17 protein-coding genes are annotated in these 16,985 nt (G+C 71.2%); 14 read left to right on the top strand and 3 right to left on the bottom strand.

Annotation, left to right across the window (positions count from 1 at the left end; translation table 11 throughout):
• Positions 1–9: 9 nt before the first annotated feature.
• From purS to purL, 3 genes are read left to right on the top strand one after another with little or no spacing between them, the layout of a single operon-like run.
• Complete coding sequence (purS, locus tag ACFQS1_RS28375) at positions 10–264, top strand: phosphoribosylformylglycinamidine synthase subunit PurS (protein WP_378974128.1); 255 nt, start codon at positions 10–12, stop codon at positions 262–264.
• Positions 261–968 carry a phosphoribosylformylglycinamidine synthase subunit PurQ gene (gene purQ, locus ACFQS1_RS28370; RefSeq protein WP_378974288.1) on the top strand — a complete coding sequence of 236 codons (708 nt, stop codon included), beginning with the start codon at positions 261–263 and terminating at the stop codon, positions 966–968. The genes purS and purQ overlap by 4 nt, the downstream gene beginning before the upstream one ends.
• Positions 969–3,752, top strand: a complete 2,784-nt coding sequence (gene purL / locus ACFQS1_RS28365; protein WP_378974125.1) for a phosphoribosylformylglycinamidine synthase subunit PurL — start codon at positions 969–971, stop codon at positions 3,750–3,752.
• Between the two features lie 66 nt (positions 3,753–3,818).
• Here purL and ACFQS1_RS28360 read toward each other — a convergent pair whose 3' ends face one another.
• Positions 3,819–5,678: a carboxypeptidase-like regulatory domain-containing protein gene (locus tag ACFQS1_RS28360; protein ID WP_378974123.1), complete on the bottom strand. Its 1,860-nt coding sequence runs from the start codon at positions 5,676–5,678 to the stop codon at positions 3,819–3,821.
• Positions 5,679–5,911: 233 nt separating this feature from the next.
• Between ACFQS1_RS28360 and ACFQS1_RS28355 the strand changes: the two genes are divergently transcribed.
• The 5 genes from ACFQS1_RS28355 (at position 5,912) to amcA (ending at position 10,583) form a co-directional block, all read left to right on the top strand.
• Positions 5,912–6,286: a sterol carrier family protein gene (locus ACFQS1_RS28355; protein WP_378974121.1), complete on the top strand. Its 375-nt coding sequence runs from the start codon at positions 5,912–5,914 to the stop codon at positions 6,284–6,286.
• 81 nt (positions 6,287–6,367) lie between these two features.
• On the top strand, positions 6,368–7,957 hold the full coding sequence (purF, locus tag ACFQS1_RS28350) for an amidophosphoribosyltransferase (RefSeq protein WP_378974118.1): 1,590 nt from the start codon (positions 6,368–6,370) through the stop codon (positions 7,955–7,957).
• Positions 7,958–7,991: 34 nt separating this feature from the next.
• The gene (gene purM / locus ACFQS1_RS28345; RefSeq protein ID WP_378974116.1) at positions 7,992–9,140 is read left to right on the top strand and encodes a phosphoribosylformylglycinamidine cyclo-ligase; all 1,149 of its coding nucleotides are present in this window, start codon (positions 7,992–7,994) and stop codon (positions 9,138–9,140) included.
• A gap of 146 nt (positions 9,141–9,286) precedes the next feature.
• Complete coding sequence (amcB, locus tag ACFQS1_RS28340; RefSeq protein WP_378974286.1) at positions 9,287–10,390, top strand: cyclophane-forming radical SAM peptide maturase AmcB; 1,104 nt, start codon at positions 9,287–9,289, stop codon at positions 10,388–10,390.
• Positions 10,359–10,583: a multiple cyclophane-containing RiPP AmcA gene (gene amcA, locus ACFQS1_RS28335; RefSeq protein WP_378974113.1), complete on the top strand. Its 225-nt coding sequence runs from the start codon at positions 10,359–10,361 to the stop codon at positions 10,581–10,583. The genes amcB and amcA overlap by 32 nt, the downstream gene beginning before the upstream one ends.
• A 426-nt stretch (positions 10,584–11,009) precedes the next feature.
• Here the strand turns inward: amcA and ACFQS1_RS28330 are convergent, their stop codons facing one another.
• Positions 11,010–11,222, bottom strand: a complete 213-nt coding sequence (locus ACFQS1_RS28330) for a DUF3073 domain-containing protein (protein ID WP_203782548.1) — start codon at positions 11,220–11,222, stop codon at positions 11,010–11,012.
• Between the two features lie 226 nt (positions 11,223–11,448).
• Positions 11,449–12,528, bottom strand: a complete 1,080-nt coding sequence (locus ACFQS1_RS28325) for a Glu/Leu/Phe/Val family dehydrogenase (protein WP_378974110.1) — start codon at positions 12,526–12,528, stop codon at positions 11,449–11,451.
• Positions 12,529–12,680: 152 nt separating this feature from the next.
• On the opposite strand from ACFQS1_RS28325, the gene ACFQS1_RS28320 reads away from it, so the two are divergent.
• The 6 genes from ACFQS1_RS28320 to ACFQS1_RS28295 all read left to right on the top strand — a co-directional run bounded on the left by ACFQS1_RS28320 (position 12,681) and on the right by ACFQS1_RS28295 (position 16,985).
• Entirely contained in the window at positions 12,681–13,520 is an 840-nt protein-coding gene (locus tag ACFQS1_RS28320; RefSeq protein WP_378974108.1) for a DUF8083 family protein, read from the top strand.
• Between the two features lie 282 nt (positions 13,521–13,802).
• Positions 13,803–14,012 (top strand): BldC family transcriptional regulator, encoded by a 210-nt coding sequence (locus tag ACFQS1_RS28315; RefSeq protein ID WP_014687221.1) that lies wholly within the window; start codon positions 13,803–13,805, stop codon positions 14,010–14,012.
• Between the two features lie 111 nt (positions 14,013–14,123).
• The gene (locus ACFQS1_RS28310; protein ID WP_378974105.1) at positions 14,124–14,912 is read left to right on the top strand and encodes a class I SAM-dependent methyltransferase; all 789 of its coding nucleotides are present in this window, start codon (positions 14,124–14,126) and stop codon (positions 14,910–14,912) included.
• Positions 14,913–14,929: 17 nt separating this feature from the next.
• Complete coding sequence (locus ACFQS1_RS28305; protein WP_378974103.1) at positions 14,930–15,118, top strand: hypothetical protein; 189 nt, start codon at positions 14,930–14,932, stop codon at positions 15,116–15,118.
• Positions 15,119–15,162: 44 nt separating this feature from the next.
• Positions 15,163–15,729: a hypothetical protein gene (locus ACFQS1_RS28300; protein WP_378974101.1), complete on the top strand. Its 567-nt coding sequence runs from the start codon at positions 15,163–15,165 to the stop codon at positions 15,727–15,729.
• Positions 15,726–16,985 carry a PrsW family intramembrane metalloprotease gene (locus ACFQS1_RS28295; protein ID WP_378974099.1) on the top strand — a complete coding sequence of 420 codons (1,260 nt, stop codon included), beginning with the start codon at positions 15,726–15,728 and terminating at the stop codon, positions 16,983–16,985. Before ACFQS1_RS28300 ends, ACFQS1_RS28295 begins: the two co-directional genes overlap by 4 nt.

The following is a 16,985-nucleotide window of genomic DNA, read 5'->3' as shown; positions in this document are numbered from 1 at the left end:
GGAGTGCCCGTGGCTCGCGTCGTGGTCGACGTCATGCTCAAGCCGGAGATCCTCGACCCGCAGGGCCAGGCGGTGGCAAACGCACTGCCCCGGCTCGGCGTCAACGATGTCTCCTCCGTCCGCATCGGCCGGCGCATTGAGATCGAGTTCGCCGGCGAGCCGGATCTCGAGCGTGCCCGCGAGATCGCGGACAAGCTGCTCGCCAACCCGGTGATCGAGGACTTCACCATCCGCCTGGATGGCGCGCCGGCGGAGGTCGCCTGACCATGCGCATCGGTGTGGTCACCTTCCCCGGCTCACTCGACGACGGGGACGCCGCCCGCGCCGCGCGCATCGGCGGCGCCGAGGCCGTTCGCCTCTGGCACGGCGACCCCGACCTGCACGGCGTCGACGCCGTGATCCTCCCCGGCGGCTTCTCCTACGGCGACGCCCTGCGCTGCGGCGCGATCGCCCGCTTCGCCCCGGTGATGGAGACGATCGTCGCGGCGGCCCGTGGCGGCCTGCCCGTGCTGGGCATCTGCAACGGCTTCCAGATCCTCTGCGAGGCGCACCTGCTTCCCGGCGCGCTCACCCGCAACCAGCACCTGCACTTCCGCAACCGCGACCAGCTCCTGCGCATCGAGTCCACCGACACGGCCTGGACCAACGGGTACGCCCCCGGCCAGGAGATCTTGATCCCGGTGAAGAACGGCGAGGGCTGCTACGTCGCCGACGAGCGGACGCTCGACGCGCTCGAGGCCGAGGGCCGGGTCGTCGCCCGATACCTGGAGGGCAACCCGAACGGCTCGCAGCGCGACATCGCCGCGATCACCAATGAGGCCGGCAACGTCGTCGGCATCATGCCGCACCCGGAACACGCGGTGGAGGCGCTGACCGGCCCGTCGCTGGACGGCCTCGGCTTCTTCACCTCCGTCCTGCGCGCCCTGGCCGGGGCCGGCGCGGGCGGACAGCACCCAGGGGGACAGTAGATGACGACGCAGCCGGAAAAATCCACCGGCTTCGCCGCGACCGATGTGCTCGTCAGCGAGTTCGACGGCGGGCCGGACACCGTTCAGCGTGCGATCAGCACGCCGGAAGAGATCCAGCCGCACACCGAGCTCGGCCTCAAGGACGACGAGTACGACCGGATCCGGCAGATCCTCGGACGGCGGCCCACCGCCGCCGAGCTGGCGATGTACTCGATCATGTGGAGCGAGCACTGCTCGTACAAGTCGAGCAAGGTGCACCTGCGCCAGTTCGGCGAGAAGGCGCCGCAGAACACCCGGATGCTGGCCGGCATCGGCGAGAACGCCGGCGTCGTGCAGATCTCCGAGGACCTCGCGGTCACGTTCAAAGTGGAGTCGCACAACCACCCCAGCTTCGTCGAGCCGTACCAGGGCGCCGCGACCGGCGTCGGCGGCATCGTGCGCGACATCCTCGCCATGGGCGCCCGGCCGATCGCGGTGATGGACCCGCTGCGCTTCGGCGCGGCCGACCACCCCGACACCGCCCGGGTGCTGCCCGGCGTGGTGGCCGGCATCGGCGGCTACGGCAACTGCCTGGGCCTGCCCAACATCGGCGGCGAGATCGTCTTCGACCCCACCTATCAAGGCAACCCGCTGGTCAACGCGCTGAGCATCGGCGTGCTGCCGGTGTCCCGCCTGCAGCACAAGGAGGCGGCCGGCGTCGGCAACGTCGTGGTGCTGCTGGGCGCGCGTACGGGCCGGGACGGCATCGGCGGCGTCTCGGTGCTGGCGTCCGCGACCTTCGACGAGGAGGCCGAGCAGCGCCGCCCGTCGGTGCAGGTCGGCGACCCGTTCATGGAAAAGCTGCTGATCGAGAGCTGCCTGGAGCTGTACGACGCCGGCCTGGTCGCCGGCATCCAGGACCTCGGCGGCGCCGGCCTGACCTGCGCGCTCACCGAGACCGCGGCCGCGGCCGGCACCGGCATGCGGGTGTGGCTCGAGCGGGTGCCGCTGCGCGAGGCCTCGATGTCGCCCACCGAGATCCTGGCCAGCGAGTCGCAGGAGCGGATGCTGCTGATCGTCACGCCGGAAAACCTCGGCCAGGTGCTGGCCGTCGCCGAGAAGTGGGGCGTCTGGGCCACCGCGATCGGCGAGGTGACCCCGGCCGAGGCCGACGGGTCGCCCGGCCGCCTGGTGATCAGCTGGAACGACCACGTGGTCGTCGACGTGCCGCCCGGCTCGCTCGCCGACGACGGCCCGGTCTACGCCCGGCCGATCCGCGAGCCCGCCGACCTGATCCTGCTGCAGGCCGACAAGGCCGAGACGCTGCCGCGTCCGTCCACCGGCGACGAGCTGCGCGAGACGGTGCTGCGGATGGCCGCCTCGCCCAACCTCTGCGACAAGACGTGGGTCACCGAGCAGTACGACCGGTACGTGCTCGGCAACACCGTGCTGGCCCAGCCGGAAGACTCCGGGGTGCTGCGCATCGACGAGCAGACCGGGCTCGGGGTGGCGCTGTCGGTGGACGGCAACGGCCGGTTCGCCCGGCTCGACCCGTACGAGGGGGCCAAGCTCGCGCTGGCCGAGGCGTACCGCAACGTCGCGGTCACCGGCGCCGAGCCGGTCGCGGTCACCGACTGCCTCAACTTCGGCTCGCCCGAGGACCCGGCCGTGATGTGGCAGTTCGCCGAGGCCGTGCGCGGTCTCGCCGACGGCTGCCAGCAGCTGGGCACCCCGGTCACCGGCGGCAACGTCAGCTTCTACAACCAGACCGGCGCCGCCGCGATCCACCCGACCCCGGTGGTCGGCGTGCTCGGCGTCTTCGACGACGTGTCCCGCCGGATCCCGATGGGCTTCGTGCCGCCGTCCGCGCCCGGGCCGGCCCCGGCGTCCGGCGCAGCGGCCGACGGCGACCAGCTCTTCCTGCTCGGCGAGACGGCCACCGAGCTGTCCGGCTCGGAGTGGGCCTGGGTCACCCACGGTCACCTCGGCGGCCGGCCGCCCAAGGTGGACCTGGTGCGCGAGCAGCGGCTCGGCGCGTTGATGGCACGGGCCTCGCAAGCCGGTCACGTCACGGCCGCGCACGACCTCTCCGACGGCGGTCTCGCCCAGGCGCTGGTCGAGAGCTGCCTGCGGTACGAGGTGGGCGCGCGGATCGCGCTCCCGGACGACGGCACCACGTCGTTCGTGTACCTGTTCAGCGAGTCGGCCGGCCGGGCGGTGGTGGCGGTGCCGCGCGGGCACGACAAGGCCTTCGTGGCGCTGGCCGCCGAGTACGGCGTGCCGTGCACCCCGATCGGCGTGACGTCGCGCGAGCCGGTGCTCGAGGTCCGGGACGAGTTCTCGATCCCGCTGCCCGAGCTGCGCGAGGCCTGGTCGTCGACGCTGCCGCGGCTGTTCGGCGGCGTGGCCGAGATCGCCGGCCGGCACGGCGACCCGGAGCACGCGGCCAACCCGGACGGGCCCGGGTTCTCCGCGCCGTCCGGAGTTCCGGACGCCGGTGGCAGCACAGTCGACCGCGGGGACGCGGCGCTGGCGGCGGCCGCGGCGGGAGGCGCCATGGAGACGGCGGCACCGGTCGAGGTCTCCTTGTCCGAGGCGCTCGGGATCTCCTCGGCAGGCGCGGCGTCGGCCGAGGACTCGGTGTCGGGGGCGCGCTCGGTCGAGCTGGAGATCTCGGAGTCGGCGGCGGAGCCCGAGGACGAAGCCGGCGACGAGGCGACCTCGGACGACGAGGCGATCTCGGGCAACGAGGCGATCTCGGGCGACGAGGCGGCCCCGGGCGGGCCGATCGAGCCCGCGGAGTGATCCACCCGTAAACGAAACCGGCCCCGCCTCTGCTGACAGAGGCGGGGCCGTGTTATGACGAGCTGGTCAGTTGTCCCACTCCGTCGGGCGCCGCTGGCCCGGGTGGGACGGCTGGGCCTGGCCGCGGCCGCCGCGCGGCTCGTAACCGCCCTGGTCGTAGCCGTTGCGGTTGTCGTCGTAGCCGCCGCCCGCGTATTGGCCGCCGCCGTACTGGCCACCGCGCTGGTCGTAGCCGCCCTGGTCGTACTCGTCGTAACCGCCGGCCGCGCCGCCGTACTGGCCGCCGCCGTACTGACCGCCGGCCGGAGCCGCCGAGCCGTAGGTGCCGCCGCCCTGGGAACCGTAGCCGTTGGCCTGGTCGTAGCCGCCGTGGCTGTCCTCGTAGCCCCCGGCAGCCGGGCCGGTGCCGTACTGCCCGCCGCCGTACTGCGCGCCGCCGCCGTACTGGCCGCCGCGCTGGTCGTAGCCGTCGTAGTCGTCCTGGCCGGGCTCGGGGCGGTACATGCCGGTCGGCTCGTCGTACCGCTGCTGGCCGCCGCCGTACTGCCCGCCGCCGTATTCGCCGGCCGCACCGTACTGGTTGCCGCCGTATTCGCCGGCTGCGCCGTACTCGTTGGCGGCGCCGTACTCGTTGCCGGCGGACACGGGAGCCGCGCCGTAAGTGCCGGTCGGCTGGGCCGCGCCGTAGACGCTCGTCGCCGCGCCGTACCCGTCGTCCTGGGCGCGGCCGTACTGTCCGCCACCGTAGGCGCCCGCGTCGCCGGCCGGGTCGTCCCAGCCGCCGCCGTACTGGTTGCCCTGGGGCACGGGAGCCCCGTACGGGTCGGGGAACTCGTCCTCGACCGGTCGTTGCAGCATGGTCGGCGCGTCGGCCATCGGCGAGGCGGCCGCCCGTGGCGCCATCATCGTCGCGTCCCGGCCCGCGCCCATCGGCGAGGCCACCCGGGTCGCGTCGTTGAACCGGCCCTGGCTCGGCGGCACCGCGCCGCCCCCGCCGCCCATCGCGGTCGGGTCGTCGTCGAGGCCGTCGCCGCCGTTGTTGCCCTTGCGGCGCATCAGCACCAGCACGATCGCGCCCACGCCGGCCGCCACGAGCAGGCCACCCAGCAGGATGAACAGCAGCGAGCCGCCACCGCCGCCCTGGTCGGCCGACGTGTTGTTGGTGTCGGCGCCGGCGGCCGCCGAATCCTCGGTGGTCGGCTCCTCGGCCAGGGCCTCCTCGGAGACCTCGGTGCTCGGGGTGGCCGACGCGGACGCGGAGGGGGTGGCCGTCGCGGTGGCCTCGACGGCCTTCAGCGTCAGCGGCACGTTCACGCTCTTACCGGCGGTCGCCTGCACCTGCACGGTGGCCGTGTCGTAGCCGTCCTTGAGGGCGCCGACGGTGATCGTGCCGGGCGCGATCGGCTTCGAGTCGGTCGAGTTGAACGCATACCCGCCCGAGCCGTTCGTGGTCGCCGCGAACGCCGTGCCGGAGCTGTCCTTCATGGCGACGGACGCGCCCGAGATGGCCTTGCCGTTCTGGTCCTTGACCTTGCCGGAGACCGAGGTGACCGTCTGAGGCTTGTCGGGGCCCTTGACGTTGATCTGCTGGCTGGTCTGCCCGGGGTCCTCGCCCTGAACGGTCACGGTGATCTTGATGTTGGCCGTCCGGGTCTCGCCGGCGTTGACCGTGGGCGCGGTGAGTCTGGCGCTGAAGGTGCGGCCGTTGCCGTCGATCGTGGTGATCTGGCCACAGCCGTTGTTGCACCGGATGCCGTCGCCGCTCACCTGGATGTTGGCCTGCACGTTGTTGCCGCCGCCACCACCGCCGTTGTTGACGGCGCGCACCGAATACTGCATCGTCACCGAACTGCCCGACACCACGTCGGTCGGCAGGTTGGTGATCTGCACTTCGGGCGGGTCGGCCAGCGCCACTGCGGGCGACACGGCGATACCGCCGGCGACCACCGCCAGTAACGCACCGGCTTGGGCCGCTCGGGTCCGTAGGTGCGTTGTCACGTCCACCGCCTTCCGGTCGCACGGTCATCCCGGACTGTCTCAGGGTGCCCGGTTACGTCCCGCGACTAAAAACACCGTCGGCCACTATGCCTTGTCGCACGCCCCATGCGCGACCCAGGGGCGCGTACCAATCTCAACCGAGCGAGTCGTATCGTCCCGACGTGTCCCCTGCGCACAATAAATCCGAGGCCGTGGAACAGGCGTTGTACGCGCTGGATCGGGGTGTCGAACCCGAACGGTCCGTGCTTCGTGACGCTGTGCGAGCATTGCTGACCGAGTTGTCCGTTCGTGCTCCGGGCCGTTCGGTGGAGGTACGAGTTCCGCCTTTCGGTGCGATTCAGTGTGTCGCGGGCCCCCGGCACACCCGTGGCACACCCCCCAATGTGGTCGAAACGGATCCGGTCACCTGGGTGCTGGTCGCGACGCAGCGTGTGACCTGGACGGATGCGGTGAGTGACGGCCGGCTGCGCGCCAGCGGCATCCGCACCGACCTCACCGAATTCCTTCCGCTCGGCGCGCCATCGGCCGACGGCTGAGGCCGAGCCGCGCCCCTCACCCTCGCGTACACTGGGCCGGTCGGAGCGGACGACCATGTAAAGCGAGCAGGGAGCGATCAGGTGCCCCGAGGCGGCGACGGCCGGTTGACCGACGATCTCGACCCCCAGGAGCGCGGCCCCCAGGATGCCTGTGGCGTCTTCGGCGTCTGGGCGCCCGAGGAAGAGGTCGCCAAGCTCACCTATTTCGGGCTCTTCGCTCTCCAGCACCGCGGCCAGGAGGCCGCCGGCATCGCGGTCAGTGACGGCTCGGGCGTGGTGGTCTACAAGGATCTCGGCCTGGTCTCCCAGGTCTTCGACGAGCCGACGCTGGCGAGCCTGCGCGGCCACCTGGCGATCGGCCACACGAGGTACTCGACGACCGGCGGGTCCAACTGGGAGAACGCGCAGCCCACGATCCGCGCCACCACGGCCGGCACGACGATCGCCCTGGCGCACAACGGCAACTTGGTCAACACGACCGAGCTCGCCCGCGAGGTCGCCGAGCGCGGGCTCGAGGCGGACAGTGCGACGTCCGACACGGCGTTGGTGACCACCCTGCTGGCCAGCCGCCCCGATCTGTCGGTCGAGGCCGCGGCGCTCGAGGTGCTGCCGCGCCTGCGGGGCGCGTTCAGCTTTGTGTTCATGGACGAGACCACCCTGTACGCGGCGCGCGACCCCCAGGGCGTACGCCCACTGGTGCTCGGCCGGATGGAGCGTGGCTGGGTGATCGCCAGCGAGACGGCGGCGCTCGACATCGTCGGCGCCAGCTTCGTCCGCGAGGTCGAGCCGGGCGAGATGCTCGCGGTCGACGAGCACGGCCTGCGCTCCAACCGGTTCGCCGCGCCCGAGCCCAAGGGCTGTCTTTTCGAGTACGTCTACCTGGCCCGCCCGGACACCACGATCGCCGGCCGCAACATGTATTCGGCCCGCGTCGAGATCGGCCGCCGCCTCGCCAAGGAGCACCCGGTCGAGGCCGACCTGGTCATCCCGGTGCCCGAGTCGGGCACCCCGGCCGCGATCGGGTACGCGGAGGCGTCCGGCATCCCGTACAGCGCCGGGCTGACCAAGAACGCGTACGTGGGCCGCACCTTCATCCAGCCGTCGCAGACGATCCGCCAGCTCGGCATCCGGCTCAAGCTCAACCCGCTGCGCGAGGTGGTGCGGGGCAAGCGGCTGGTGGTCGTCGACGACACGATCGTGCGCGGCAACACCCAGCGGGCGCTGGTGCGGATGCTGCGCGAGGCCGGCGCCCTCGAGGTGCACGTACGCATCTCGGCGCCGCCGGTGAAATGGCCGTGCTTCTACGGCATCGACTTCGCCACCCGCGCCGAACTCCTGGCGAACGGGCTGGAGATCGACGGCATCCGCCGGTCGATCGGCGCCGACTCGCTCGGCTACGTCTCCATGGAGAGCCTGATCCAGGCGACCGAGCAGCCCAAAACGCGGCTCTGCATGGCCTGCTTCGACGGCAACTACCCGATCCCTCTTCCCGCGGACAATCTGATCGGCAAGCATGTCCTGGAGGGTGTCGGCAAACGCGCGTCGATGCCGGACGCCAGCGACGAGGCCGCCACGGCCGCGGTCGCCGGGCTGGAGAAGGAGTACGACGACCGGGAGCCCGTCCGGTTGGTCGCCGGCCCCGGCGGCGGCAACGCCCTGCAGCACCCGTGATCTTCAAGAACAGCGCAGCTCTAAGGGGAAAACCGTGACCCACGTGTCCGAGCGCAACAGTGCCGGATCCAACGGAGCCGAAGGTGACCGCCGGCCATGGCAGGCGGGCGCGAGCCGGGGCGTTCGTAAGCGGTCGGTCACGTACGCGGAAGCCGGCGTCTCGATCGAGGCCGGCGACCGCGCCGTGGAACTGCTGAAGTCCAAGGTGAAAAAGACCACTCGTCCCGAGGTGATGGGCGATCTCGGTGGCTTCTCCGGCCTGTTCCGGCTCAACACCCAGAAATACAAGAGCCCGATCCTGGCCTCGTCGACCGACGGCGTCGGCACCAAGCTGGTGATCGCCCAGCAGCTCGACATCCACGACACGATCGGCATCGACCTGGTCGCCATGGTCGTCGACGACCTGGTGGCGTGCGGCGCCGAGCCGCTGTTCCTGCTCGACTACATCGCCTGCGGCGAGGTCGTGCCGGACAAGGTCGCCGAGATCGGCGCCGGCATCGCCGACGGCTGCCGCTACGCGGGCTGCGCCCTGCTGGGCGGCGAGACGGCCGAGCACCCCGGCGTGCTGCGCCCCGACGAGTACGATGTCTCGGCCACCGGCGTCGGCGTGGTCGAGGAGAGCGAGATCCTCGGCCGCGAGCGGGTCGAGGTGGGCGACGCGGTGATCGCGATGCGCTCGTCCGGCCTGCACTCCAACGGTTACTCGCTGGTGCGGCACGTCCTGCTCGGCGCCGGCCGGATGCGTCTCGACTCGGTGGTGGACGACTTCGGCACCCAGCGCACGCTCGGCGAGGAGCTGCTCACCCCGACCAAGATCTACGCCAAGGACTGCCTCGGCCTGATCGAGGAGACCGACGTCCGGGCGTTCTCGCACGTGACCGGCGGCGGCATCCCGGGCAACCTGGTGCGCATCCTGCCCGACCACGTGGACGCGGTGGTCGATCGCTCCACCTGGCGGCCCCAGCCGATCTTCGACCTCATCCAGGCCAAGGGCCGGATCGAGGACACCGAGATGGAGGCCACGTTCAACATGGGCGTGGGGATGTTCGCGATCGTCTCCTCCGACGACGCCGACCGCGCGATGGCCTACCTGACCGGTCGCGGTGTCGAAGCATGGCAGGTCGGTGAGGTCATCGACGGCACCGGCGAGGTGCAGATGATGGGGCAGTACACCCGGGGCTGACCGATTCGGTGTAAGAATCCGCGTGTGTCGATGTCTACGGCACATGCGGATCTTTCATGTACGGGCTGGCTCGAGCGGCCTAGCCTGTGGGCACGCGTGCGGCCGTGCACCGGACGGGGGTTGACATGATCAGAGAGTGGAGCGGGATGCGCGGCATAGCGGCGGTCCCGACGTACGTCGTCATGCAGCCCACCACGCTCTGCAACCTCGACTGCTCCTACTGTTATCTCCCGTTCCGCGCGGCCGACAAGCGGATGCCGGTCGAGGTGGCCGCCGCCGTGGCCTCGTCGGTCGGCGCGTTCGCCCGGGCCGGGCGGTTCTCGGTGGTCTGGCACGGCGGTGAGCCGCTGGCGGCCGGCCGCGAGCATCTGGGCGCGCTGCTGGCCCCGTTCGGCGGCTCGGTGGAACACCACGTGCAGACCAACGCCACGCTCATCGACGACGCCTGGTGCGAGTTCTTCGCCGAGCACGACGTGCGGGTCAGCGTGAGCGTCGACGGCCCGGAGGCGCGCAACGGCGAGCGGGTCACGCGCGGCGGCAAGCCCGCGTACGACCGGATCGCGCGCGGGATCGAGGCGCTGCGCCGGCACGGCATCCCGTTCTCGGCGCTGTGCGTGGTCGGCGACCCGCGTCCCGGCGTGGCCGCCGAGCTGTACTCGTACTTCCTCGAGCTGGGCTGCGAGGTGCTCGGTATCAACGTCGAGGAACGCGAGGGCGTCAACACCCGCGACAACCGGCACGCGGCCGCCGACGTGACGGCCTTCTGGGCCGAGCTGGTCGGCGCCTGGCGCCGGGATCCCCGGATCCACCTGCGCGAGGTCGAGTGGTCGCTGCGGTACGCCGGGGCGGTGCTGGACGGCACGGCCGACGACCTGCTGCCGCGTCGACTCGACCCGATACCCACCGTCGCCCACGACGGCTCGGTGGTGCTGCTCTCGCCCGAGCTGGCGGGTTTCCACGACCCCCGGTACGGCGATTTCACCAGCGGCAACGTGCTGACCACCCCGCTCGGCGAGATCCTCGCGACGGCCGCGGACACCCCGTGGATCGCCGAGTTCCTGCGCGGGGTGCAGGCGTGCCGGGAAGCCTGTCCGTACTTCGGGTTCTGCGGTGGCGCCCACGCGGCGAACCGCTACTTCGAGCATGGCCGGTTCGACATGACCGAGACCGACCACTGCCGTAACAGCAAGATTCGCCTACTGGAGGGAGTGCTGGACCATGCCCGAGATCACCAACCGACGGCCGTCTGACGCCGTGGAAGTAGATCCGGTGACGGCAAGGGTGCACGACACCAAGGCCGGGCTGGCCGCGCTCATCGAGGAGGCGGAGGTAGCGCGCGGGAAACGCGCGGAGAGCACGTCAGAGGACGGCTCGGCGGTTTGCGCGTGGAACCACTTCGAGAACATTCCCACGTTCTACAACTGGAACAATAGACCGCGTTAGCTGGCTGAGCTGGCTGGCGTCGCCTCCGGCGCCGCGGGCGATCGCCCCTTTCAAGCTGATGACGAGCCAGGCGATTTTTCGGCGCAGCAAAAACCGCTGCGACGAAAAACCGACTGGCTCGTCATCAGCGGGGCGATCGCGGGAGTTACCCGGGCAGCGAGTCCACGGAAATGACGGGGTGTCCGTGGGTGTCGTCTCCGTGACGTAGACGGCGCACGCAGAACCCGGTGGCAGGTGACCACCAGCGGCAGACGGCGTGGGGTAACCCGGCGGCAGACGGCGTGGGGGGTGGCCTGCGGTGGGCGGCTCGGCTCGAAGCCCACGCGGGTAGTGGGCCCGCGTGGGCTTCAGCGTTCGTTGAACCGTGGGAAGTTGACCGCGACACACGGGAGCACGCGGTCTGCCGCGTGCTCTGTGCAATACGGGTCAGCGCCTTGTCGGCGACCAGGTGTCTTGGTCGTCGTCCGCGTCGTCCTCGTCGTCGTCGACGAACTCATCGTTGTCGTCGTCGAAATGACGGTCGGACTTACTGGCACCTGCCAGTTCGCGCTGCAAGGCGGTGAGGTCGGTGTTCGGGGAGTGGTACTTCAGCTCCCGGGCCACCTTCGTCTGCTTGGCCTTAGCACGGCCGCGCCCCATGGCTCGACCCCCTCGCACAGAATTCGGGGCAGCCCGAAGGCGGGCCCCGATGACGTCAGGCATCTCTCGTGGCTCTTACGGTACATGGGCGATGCCGCCTTCGGCACCTCGGGTTGCGTGTGACACTGCCGCGCGTCGCGGGTTTTACGTCCCGGAACGCGCGGCAGTCCCGCCAACCGTCCGGCCGGGCCACCTAAAACGGGCCAAAGGCCCGGCCGGATGGGTCCTACCCGAGGTAGATGGCGCGCAACCGGCCGACTTCGGCCATCCTCTGCTCGGCCAGCCGGTCGGCCGCCACGGCGGGCGCGACGCCCTCCTCGTCGGCGAGCGCGAGGATCCGCTTGGTGGTGTCGAAGATGCCGGTGGCCCGCAGCTTGGCCCGCTCGAAGTTGAAGCCCTCGATCTCGTCGGCCACCTGGATCACGCCGCCGGCGTTGACCACGTAGTCGGGCGCGTAGAGGATGCCCCGCTCGGCCAGGGTCTTCTCGATGCCGGGGTGGGCCAGCTGGTTGTTGGCGCCGCCGACCACCAACGAGGCCCGCAGCGCCGGGACGGTGTCGTCGTTCAGCGCGCCGCCGAGCGCGCAGGGCGCGTACACGTCGATGTCGCTTGTGATCAGCTCTTGGACGTCTGCCACCAACGAGATCTGCGGATAGGTGGCGCGGGCCCAGGCCCGGGCCGTCTCGTTGACGTCGGTGGCGACCAGCGTGGCGCCGTCGTCGATGAGGTGGCCGGCCAGGTATTTGCCGACCTTGCCGAGGCCGGCGATGCCCACCGTGCGGCCGGCGAGCGTCGGCGAGCCCCAGGTGTGCTCGGCGGCGGCGCGCATGCCCTGGAAGACACCCCAGGCGGTCAGGATGGAGGAGTCGCCGGCGCCGCCGTGCTCGACGCTGCGGCCGGTGACGTAGCGGGTCTCGCGAGCGATGACGTCCATGTCCGGCACGTAGGTGCCGACGTCGCAGGCGGTGTAGTACCGCCCGTGCAGCGACTCGACGAAGCGGCCGTAGGCGCGCAGCAGGCCCTCGGACTTGACCCGCGCCGGGTCGCCCCAGATCACCGCCTTGCCGCCGCCCAGGTCGAGGCCGGCCAGGGCGTTCTTGTAAGCCATCCCCTGGGACAGCTTGAGCACATCGGCGAGGGCGTCGGCCTCGCTCTCGTACGGGTAGAAGCGGGTGCCGCCGAGCGCCGGCCCGAGGGCCGTCGAATAGATGCCGATGATCGCCTTGAGGCCGGTCTGCCGGTCCTGGCAGAAGACGACCTGTTCGTGCCCGCTGGCGTCGGTGCCGTCGGTGTCGAACACACCCATCGCTGCTCTCCTGATCTGGTCTCGAGGCCCTTGTGAGGCCGCTGTGCCGGCTGGGGTAACGCCGGACATAGCGAGCCTAGTCGTGCTCACCACCTTGTGATTACGCCCGCGCGGGAAGTTCCAAGCCGCGGAATTCGTGAAAGGATCGCGCCGTGCCGTCACTGTTCGCGTCGTACCTTCGGGTTTACGAACCGCTGACCGCCTTCGACCGCGACCGCCAGGTTTTCTGGCGCAAGTACGCCCGCGAGGGCCGTGCGCTCGGCCTGGTCGACGGCCCGGTCAAGCAGCGTTCCGCCGTGCTCGAGGCGCTCGGCGCGGGCTGGACCCGCCTGCCCGACCTGCCCGACGAGGCGTACGTGCTGGAGTGGGGCGAGACGCTGCTGGTCTGCCCGTGGAACCTGCGGCTGCGGGTCGCCGAGGCGGCCCTGAACGCGCGCGACGGCGTGCCCAGCGTGCTGGCCGACGCGTTCGTGCCGCCGGTGCTGGCCGGCCAGGCCCGCGCGATCGTCGAGGACTGGCGCAGCGGCGCCAAGGTGCTCGAGCACGGCGTGCCGCGGGTGCACGAGCAGATCGCGACGTGGGGCGTGCCGCTGCGCTGGTTCGTCTTCGTCGATCTGGAGGAGCGCGAGATCGACCTGGCCGCGGGCCGGCGCACGCTGCGCTACCGCACCGAGATCTCCAAGGCCCGCCGCCGCGCGCACCGGGGCGTCTCGGTGCTGCGCAAGTCGCTGGGGGACGCGCCGATCACCGAGGCGGTCGAGGAGGGCACCCGGTGGCTCGAGGAGTTCCATCCCCGGTCGATCGTGGAGCTCGACTACGGCGGCCTCGTCAACCTCCTCCCGGATGACGACCTCGGCGGGGACGATTCACCCGGACTGGTGGCGGCCGGACTTTCCGCCCTGTCCCGCGGCGACGCCGACGCCGCCTCCGAGGCGTACGAGAAGCTCGTCGATCGCTGGCGCGGCGTGCAGCTGCTGGAGCGCTGCAACTGACCCCCCAAAAACGGGACTTATGGCCATAAGTTGTCGCCCGTGGGAACGCTCCCGAGGCGAATACTCTTCGTAATCGCCGCTCGCCGAAGCGTGATAATCGGACTAAACGCGACACTATCTGGCGTAGAAAACGTGGATAAATCGGGCGTGCTTCATCCGTTAATTGGGGGACGTTCGTCCGTTCGGCCCATGTCGGACATCGGGGACTAGCCGGACCATGAGAGACGCACCGGCCGGCGGGACCCCGGCCGATGTCTATAGGTACCTGTGGAGGAGTGACCGATGGCATCGCGTACGCACGATCCTGAGCCGCTACTAACGCCGGCCGAGGTGGCGTCGATGTTCCGCGTCGACCCGAAGACCGTCACCCGGTGGGCGAAGGCCGGCAAGCTCAGTGCAATCCGCACGCTGGGCGGCCACCGCCGTTATCGGGAGTCGGAGGTTCGCGCCCTGCTGCAGGGGCAGATTCCCACGCAGCGTCAGGGTGACTGAACGGACTTCAGTTGGACGTAGCATCGTTGCAAGGGGCGTGCGCTGGGGAAGGCGAACGCCCCTTCTTCGTTTCCTGATCTTTCCAACGAGGCAGGCCCCAGGCTGGTGACCATGCAAGAGCCAGTCATCGGCGACGTCTGGGGCGAGATGATCCGCGACGCGTACGCGGTGCGGACCGGGGTGGGGCCGCGACCGCTCGCCGGCGGCCGGGTGCCGCGGCCGGTGATCGAGGTGATCGAGCGGGACGACGGCCTGATCAACGGCGCGCCGGCCGACCACTACCTGGACGAGCCCGCCGACTGGCAGCCGCACGACCACCGGGCCCTGCGTCTCTGCCGCGGCCAGGTGCTCGACATCGGGACCGGCGCCGGCCGCACCGCGATCGAGCTGCAGCGGCGCGGCATGGCGGTGACCGGCTTGGACACCTCGCGCGGCGCGATCGACATAGCCCGGCGACGCGGGTTGCGCGACGTCGTGGCGACAACAATTGACGCGTACGCGGAAAGAGCCGCCACCAAATACGACACCTTTCTGCTGCTCGGCAACAATCTCGGGTTGCTCGAGGGCGCGGAGCGCGCCCCGGTCTTCCTCTCCGCCCTCGCGAAGCTGGCGAAGCCCGGCGCCCGGATCGTGGCGCAGGGAACCGACCCGTACGGCACGACCGACCCGGTGCACGCCGAATACCACCGGCGTAACCGCGAGCGCGGCCGGATCGGCGGCCAGTTGCGCCTGCGCCTGCGTTACCGGCGGCTGGCCACCGAGTGGTTCGACTACCTGAACTGCTCGCCCGAGGAGTTGGCACGGCTGCTCGACGGCACCCGATGGCGGCTCACATCGATCGACCTGGACGACAAGCCCTACTACCTTGCCGTCATGGAGTTGATCGAATCACCGATCTGACCCGCGAACAGGTGCGGGTGAGCCGCCGGATCTCGATGGTCCTGCGGCACCGGCCCGAATCGGCCGGCCGCACGCTCGACGCGAACGGCTGGGTGCCGGTCGCCGACGGCCACGTCTTCCACCGCAGTGCGAACGGCGTCTGGCTGACCTCCGCGGTCCCGCCCGCCTATCTCTCGACAAAAGGCGCAAACCAACAAGGAGGCTAGCCTCCACAGCGGCCGCGCCGTCCGCGAGCGTCTAGCGTAGTGACATGGCGAGGGTCACCCGGCGTGAGCTGATGAATCTCCTCGGTGCTCTCGGAGTCGTCGCCACCTTCGCCGGGCTCGTCCTTGGCCTGCCCGCGATCGACCGGGCCCTGCCGGCCGAGCGTCCGGTGCGCGCCGACGAGCCGTATCCGGTCGGCGCCGGCGTCACCGTGATTCCGCCGGTCGGCTCCACCCTCGACGTGACCGGCACCCGCCCGGGCGACTCGGCAGGCACGGCGCTCTTCCATCTCGGCGCGGTGCAATACAAGATCGCCGTCCGGCCCTACGACGGCGACCTCGGCTCGGCCGGCCAACGGCTCCGGAAGAGGATCACCGACACCCCCGGATACCAGGTCACCGGCCCGCAGCTCCAGGTCGACACGGCCGGCGGCCTGATCGGCCTGCAGGGCGGTTACACCGCGCCGGGGCGCGGCGGCCGGTACGCGGTCTTCGTCTCCGACGGGCTCACCATCGAGGTCACCATCAGCGGCGCCGACCTCGACCTGGGCCGTACCCTCCCGCAGATCGAGGCCAGCACCCGCACCCTGCGCACCGACGGGCGCGCGCCGTGACGGCCGCCGACGTGCGCCCCGCTCCGGGCGGGGCCCGCGTCTCCGCGCTGGCCCGGGTCCCGGCGTTCTGGGTGATCGCCGCGCTGCTGCTGGCGGGCGCGATCCGGATGGCGCAGATCGCGGGCCGGCTGGCGTCGGCGTACCCGATCGCCACGGCCGCGGCCGTGTTGTTGTTCGCCCTTCTCGCGGTGCCGTTCTGGCTGGTCGTCGCGGAGCTCGACTTCCTCGAGCGGGAGCCGATCGAGCTGCTCGTGCTCGCCTTCGCGTGGGGCGGCCTGGTGGCGACCAGCGTCTCGATCCCGGCGAGCACCGCGCTGGAGGACATCGTCGCCAAGCTCGGCTCGCCGCACTTCGCCGCCGACTGGGGCGCGGCGCTGGGCGCGCCCTCGGTCGAGGAGACCGCCAAGACCCTCGGCGTGGTGGCGATCGTGCTGATCGCCCGTTCCCAGGTCAACAGCGTGCTGGACGGCGTCGTCTACGGCGCGATGGTCGGGCTGGGCTTCCAGATCGTCGAGGACGTCGTGTTCGCGGTCGGCGCGGTGGCGCTGGCCGGGCAGGGCGACCAGGTGCAGCCGGTGATCGCGACCTTCCTGCTGCGCGGCTTCCTCTCCGGGGTGTGGAGCCACACTCTCTTCGGCGCGCTGGCCGGCGCCGGCATCGGCTATCTGGTGGTCCGCCGCGACCGCCGTCCCGCCCACCGGGTCGGGGCGGCCGTGCTCGCCTTCCTCGGCGCCTGGGCGTCGCACGTGCTCTGGAACTCGCCGCTGCTCGGCGACGGGCTCGGCAACGGCGCGCTGGCCCTGCTGGGCGTGCTGCTGCTGAAGGGGCTGCCGCCGCTGTTGCTGATCCTGCTGCTGGTGCGGCGGGCGCACGACCGGGAGGCCGACTACTACGTGCGGCGGCTGGGCACGCTGGGCGACCCGGAGGTCATCACCGACGACGAGCTCACCGTGCTGCGTTCGGGCTCGGCGCGAGCGGCGGCCCGCCGGTACGCCGGCGAGCGGGCGGGCCGCGCCGGGCGGCGAGCCGTGCGCCGCCTGCAGAGCGCGCAGGCGCGGGTGGCCGTCGAGCTGAGCCGCGATGCCGTGCCGGGTTACGACGACATCCGCGAGCAGCGCAAGACGCTGCGCGAACTGGGCCACCCGGAGGCGATCACCGGGCCGCGGTCGTGGCGGCACACGGCGTCCACGGTCGTCACCACCGCGGTGGCGATCGCCGTTCTCTGGGTGGCCCTGTCGGCGCTGGGCGGGGCGTAG

This window comes from Paractinoplanes rhizophilus, assembly GCF_042664765.1.
GTDB classification, from domain to species: Bacteria; Actinomycetota; Actinomycetes; order Mycobacteriales; family Micromonosporaceae; genus Actinoplanes; species Actinoplanes rhizophilus.
The sequence above is the reverse complement of the archived record's forward strand: the minus strand, read 5'-3'. Positions and strand labels throughout refer to the sequence as shown.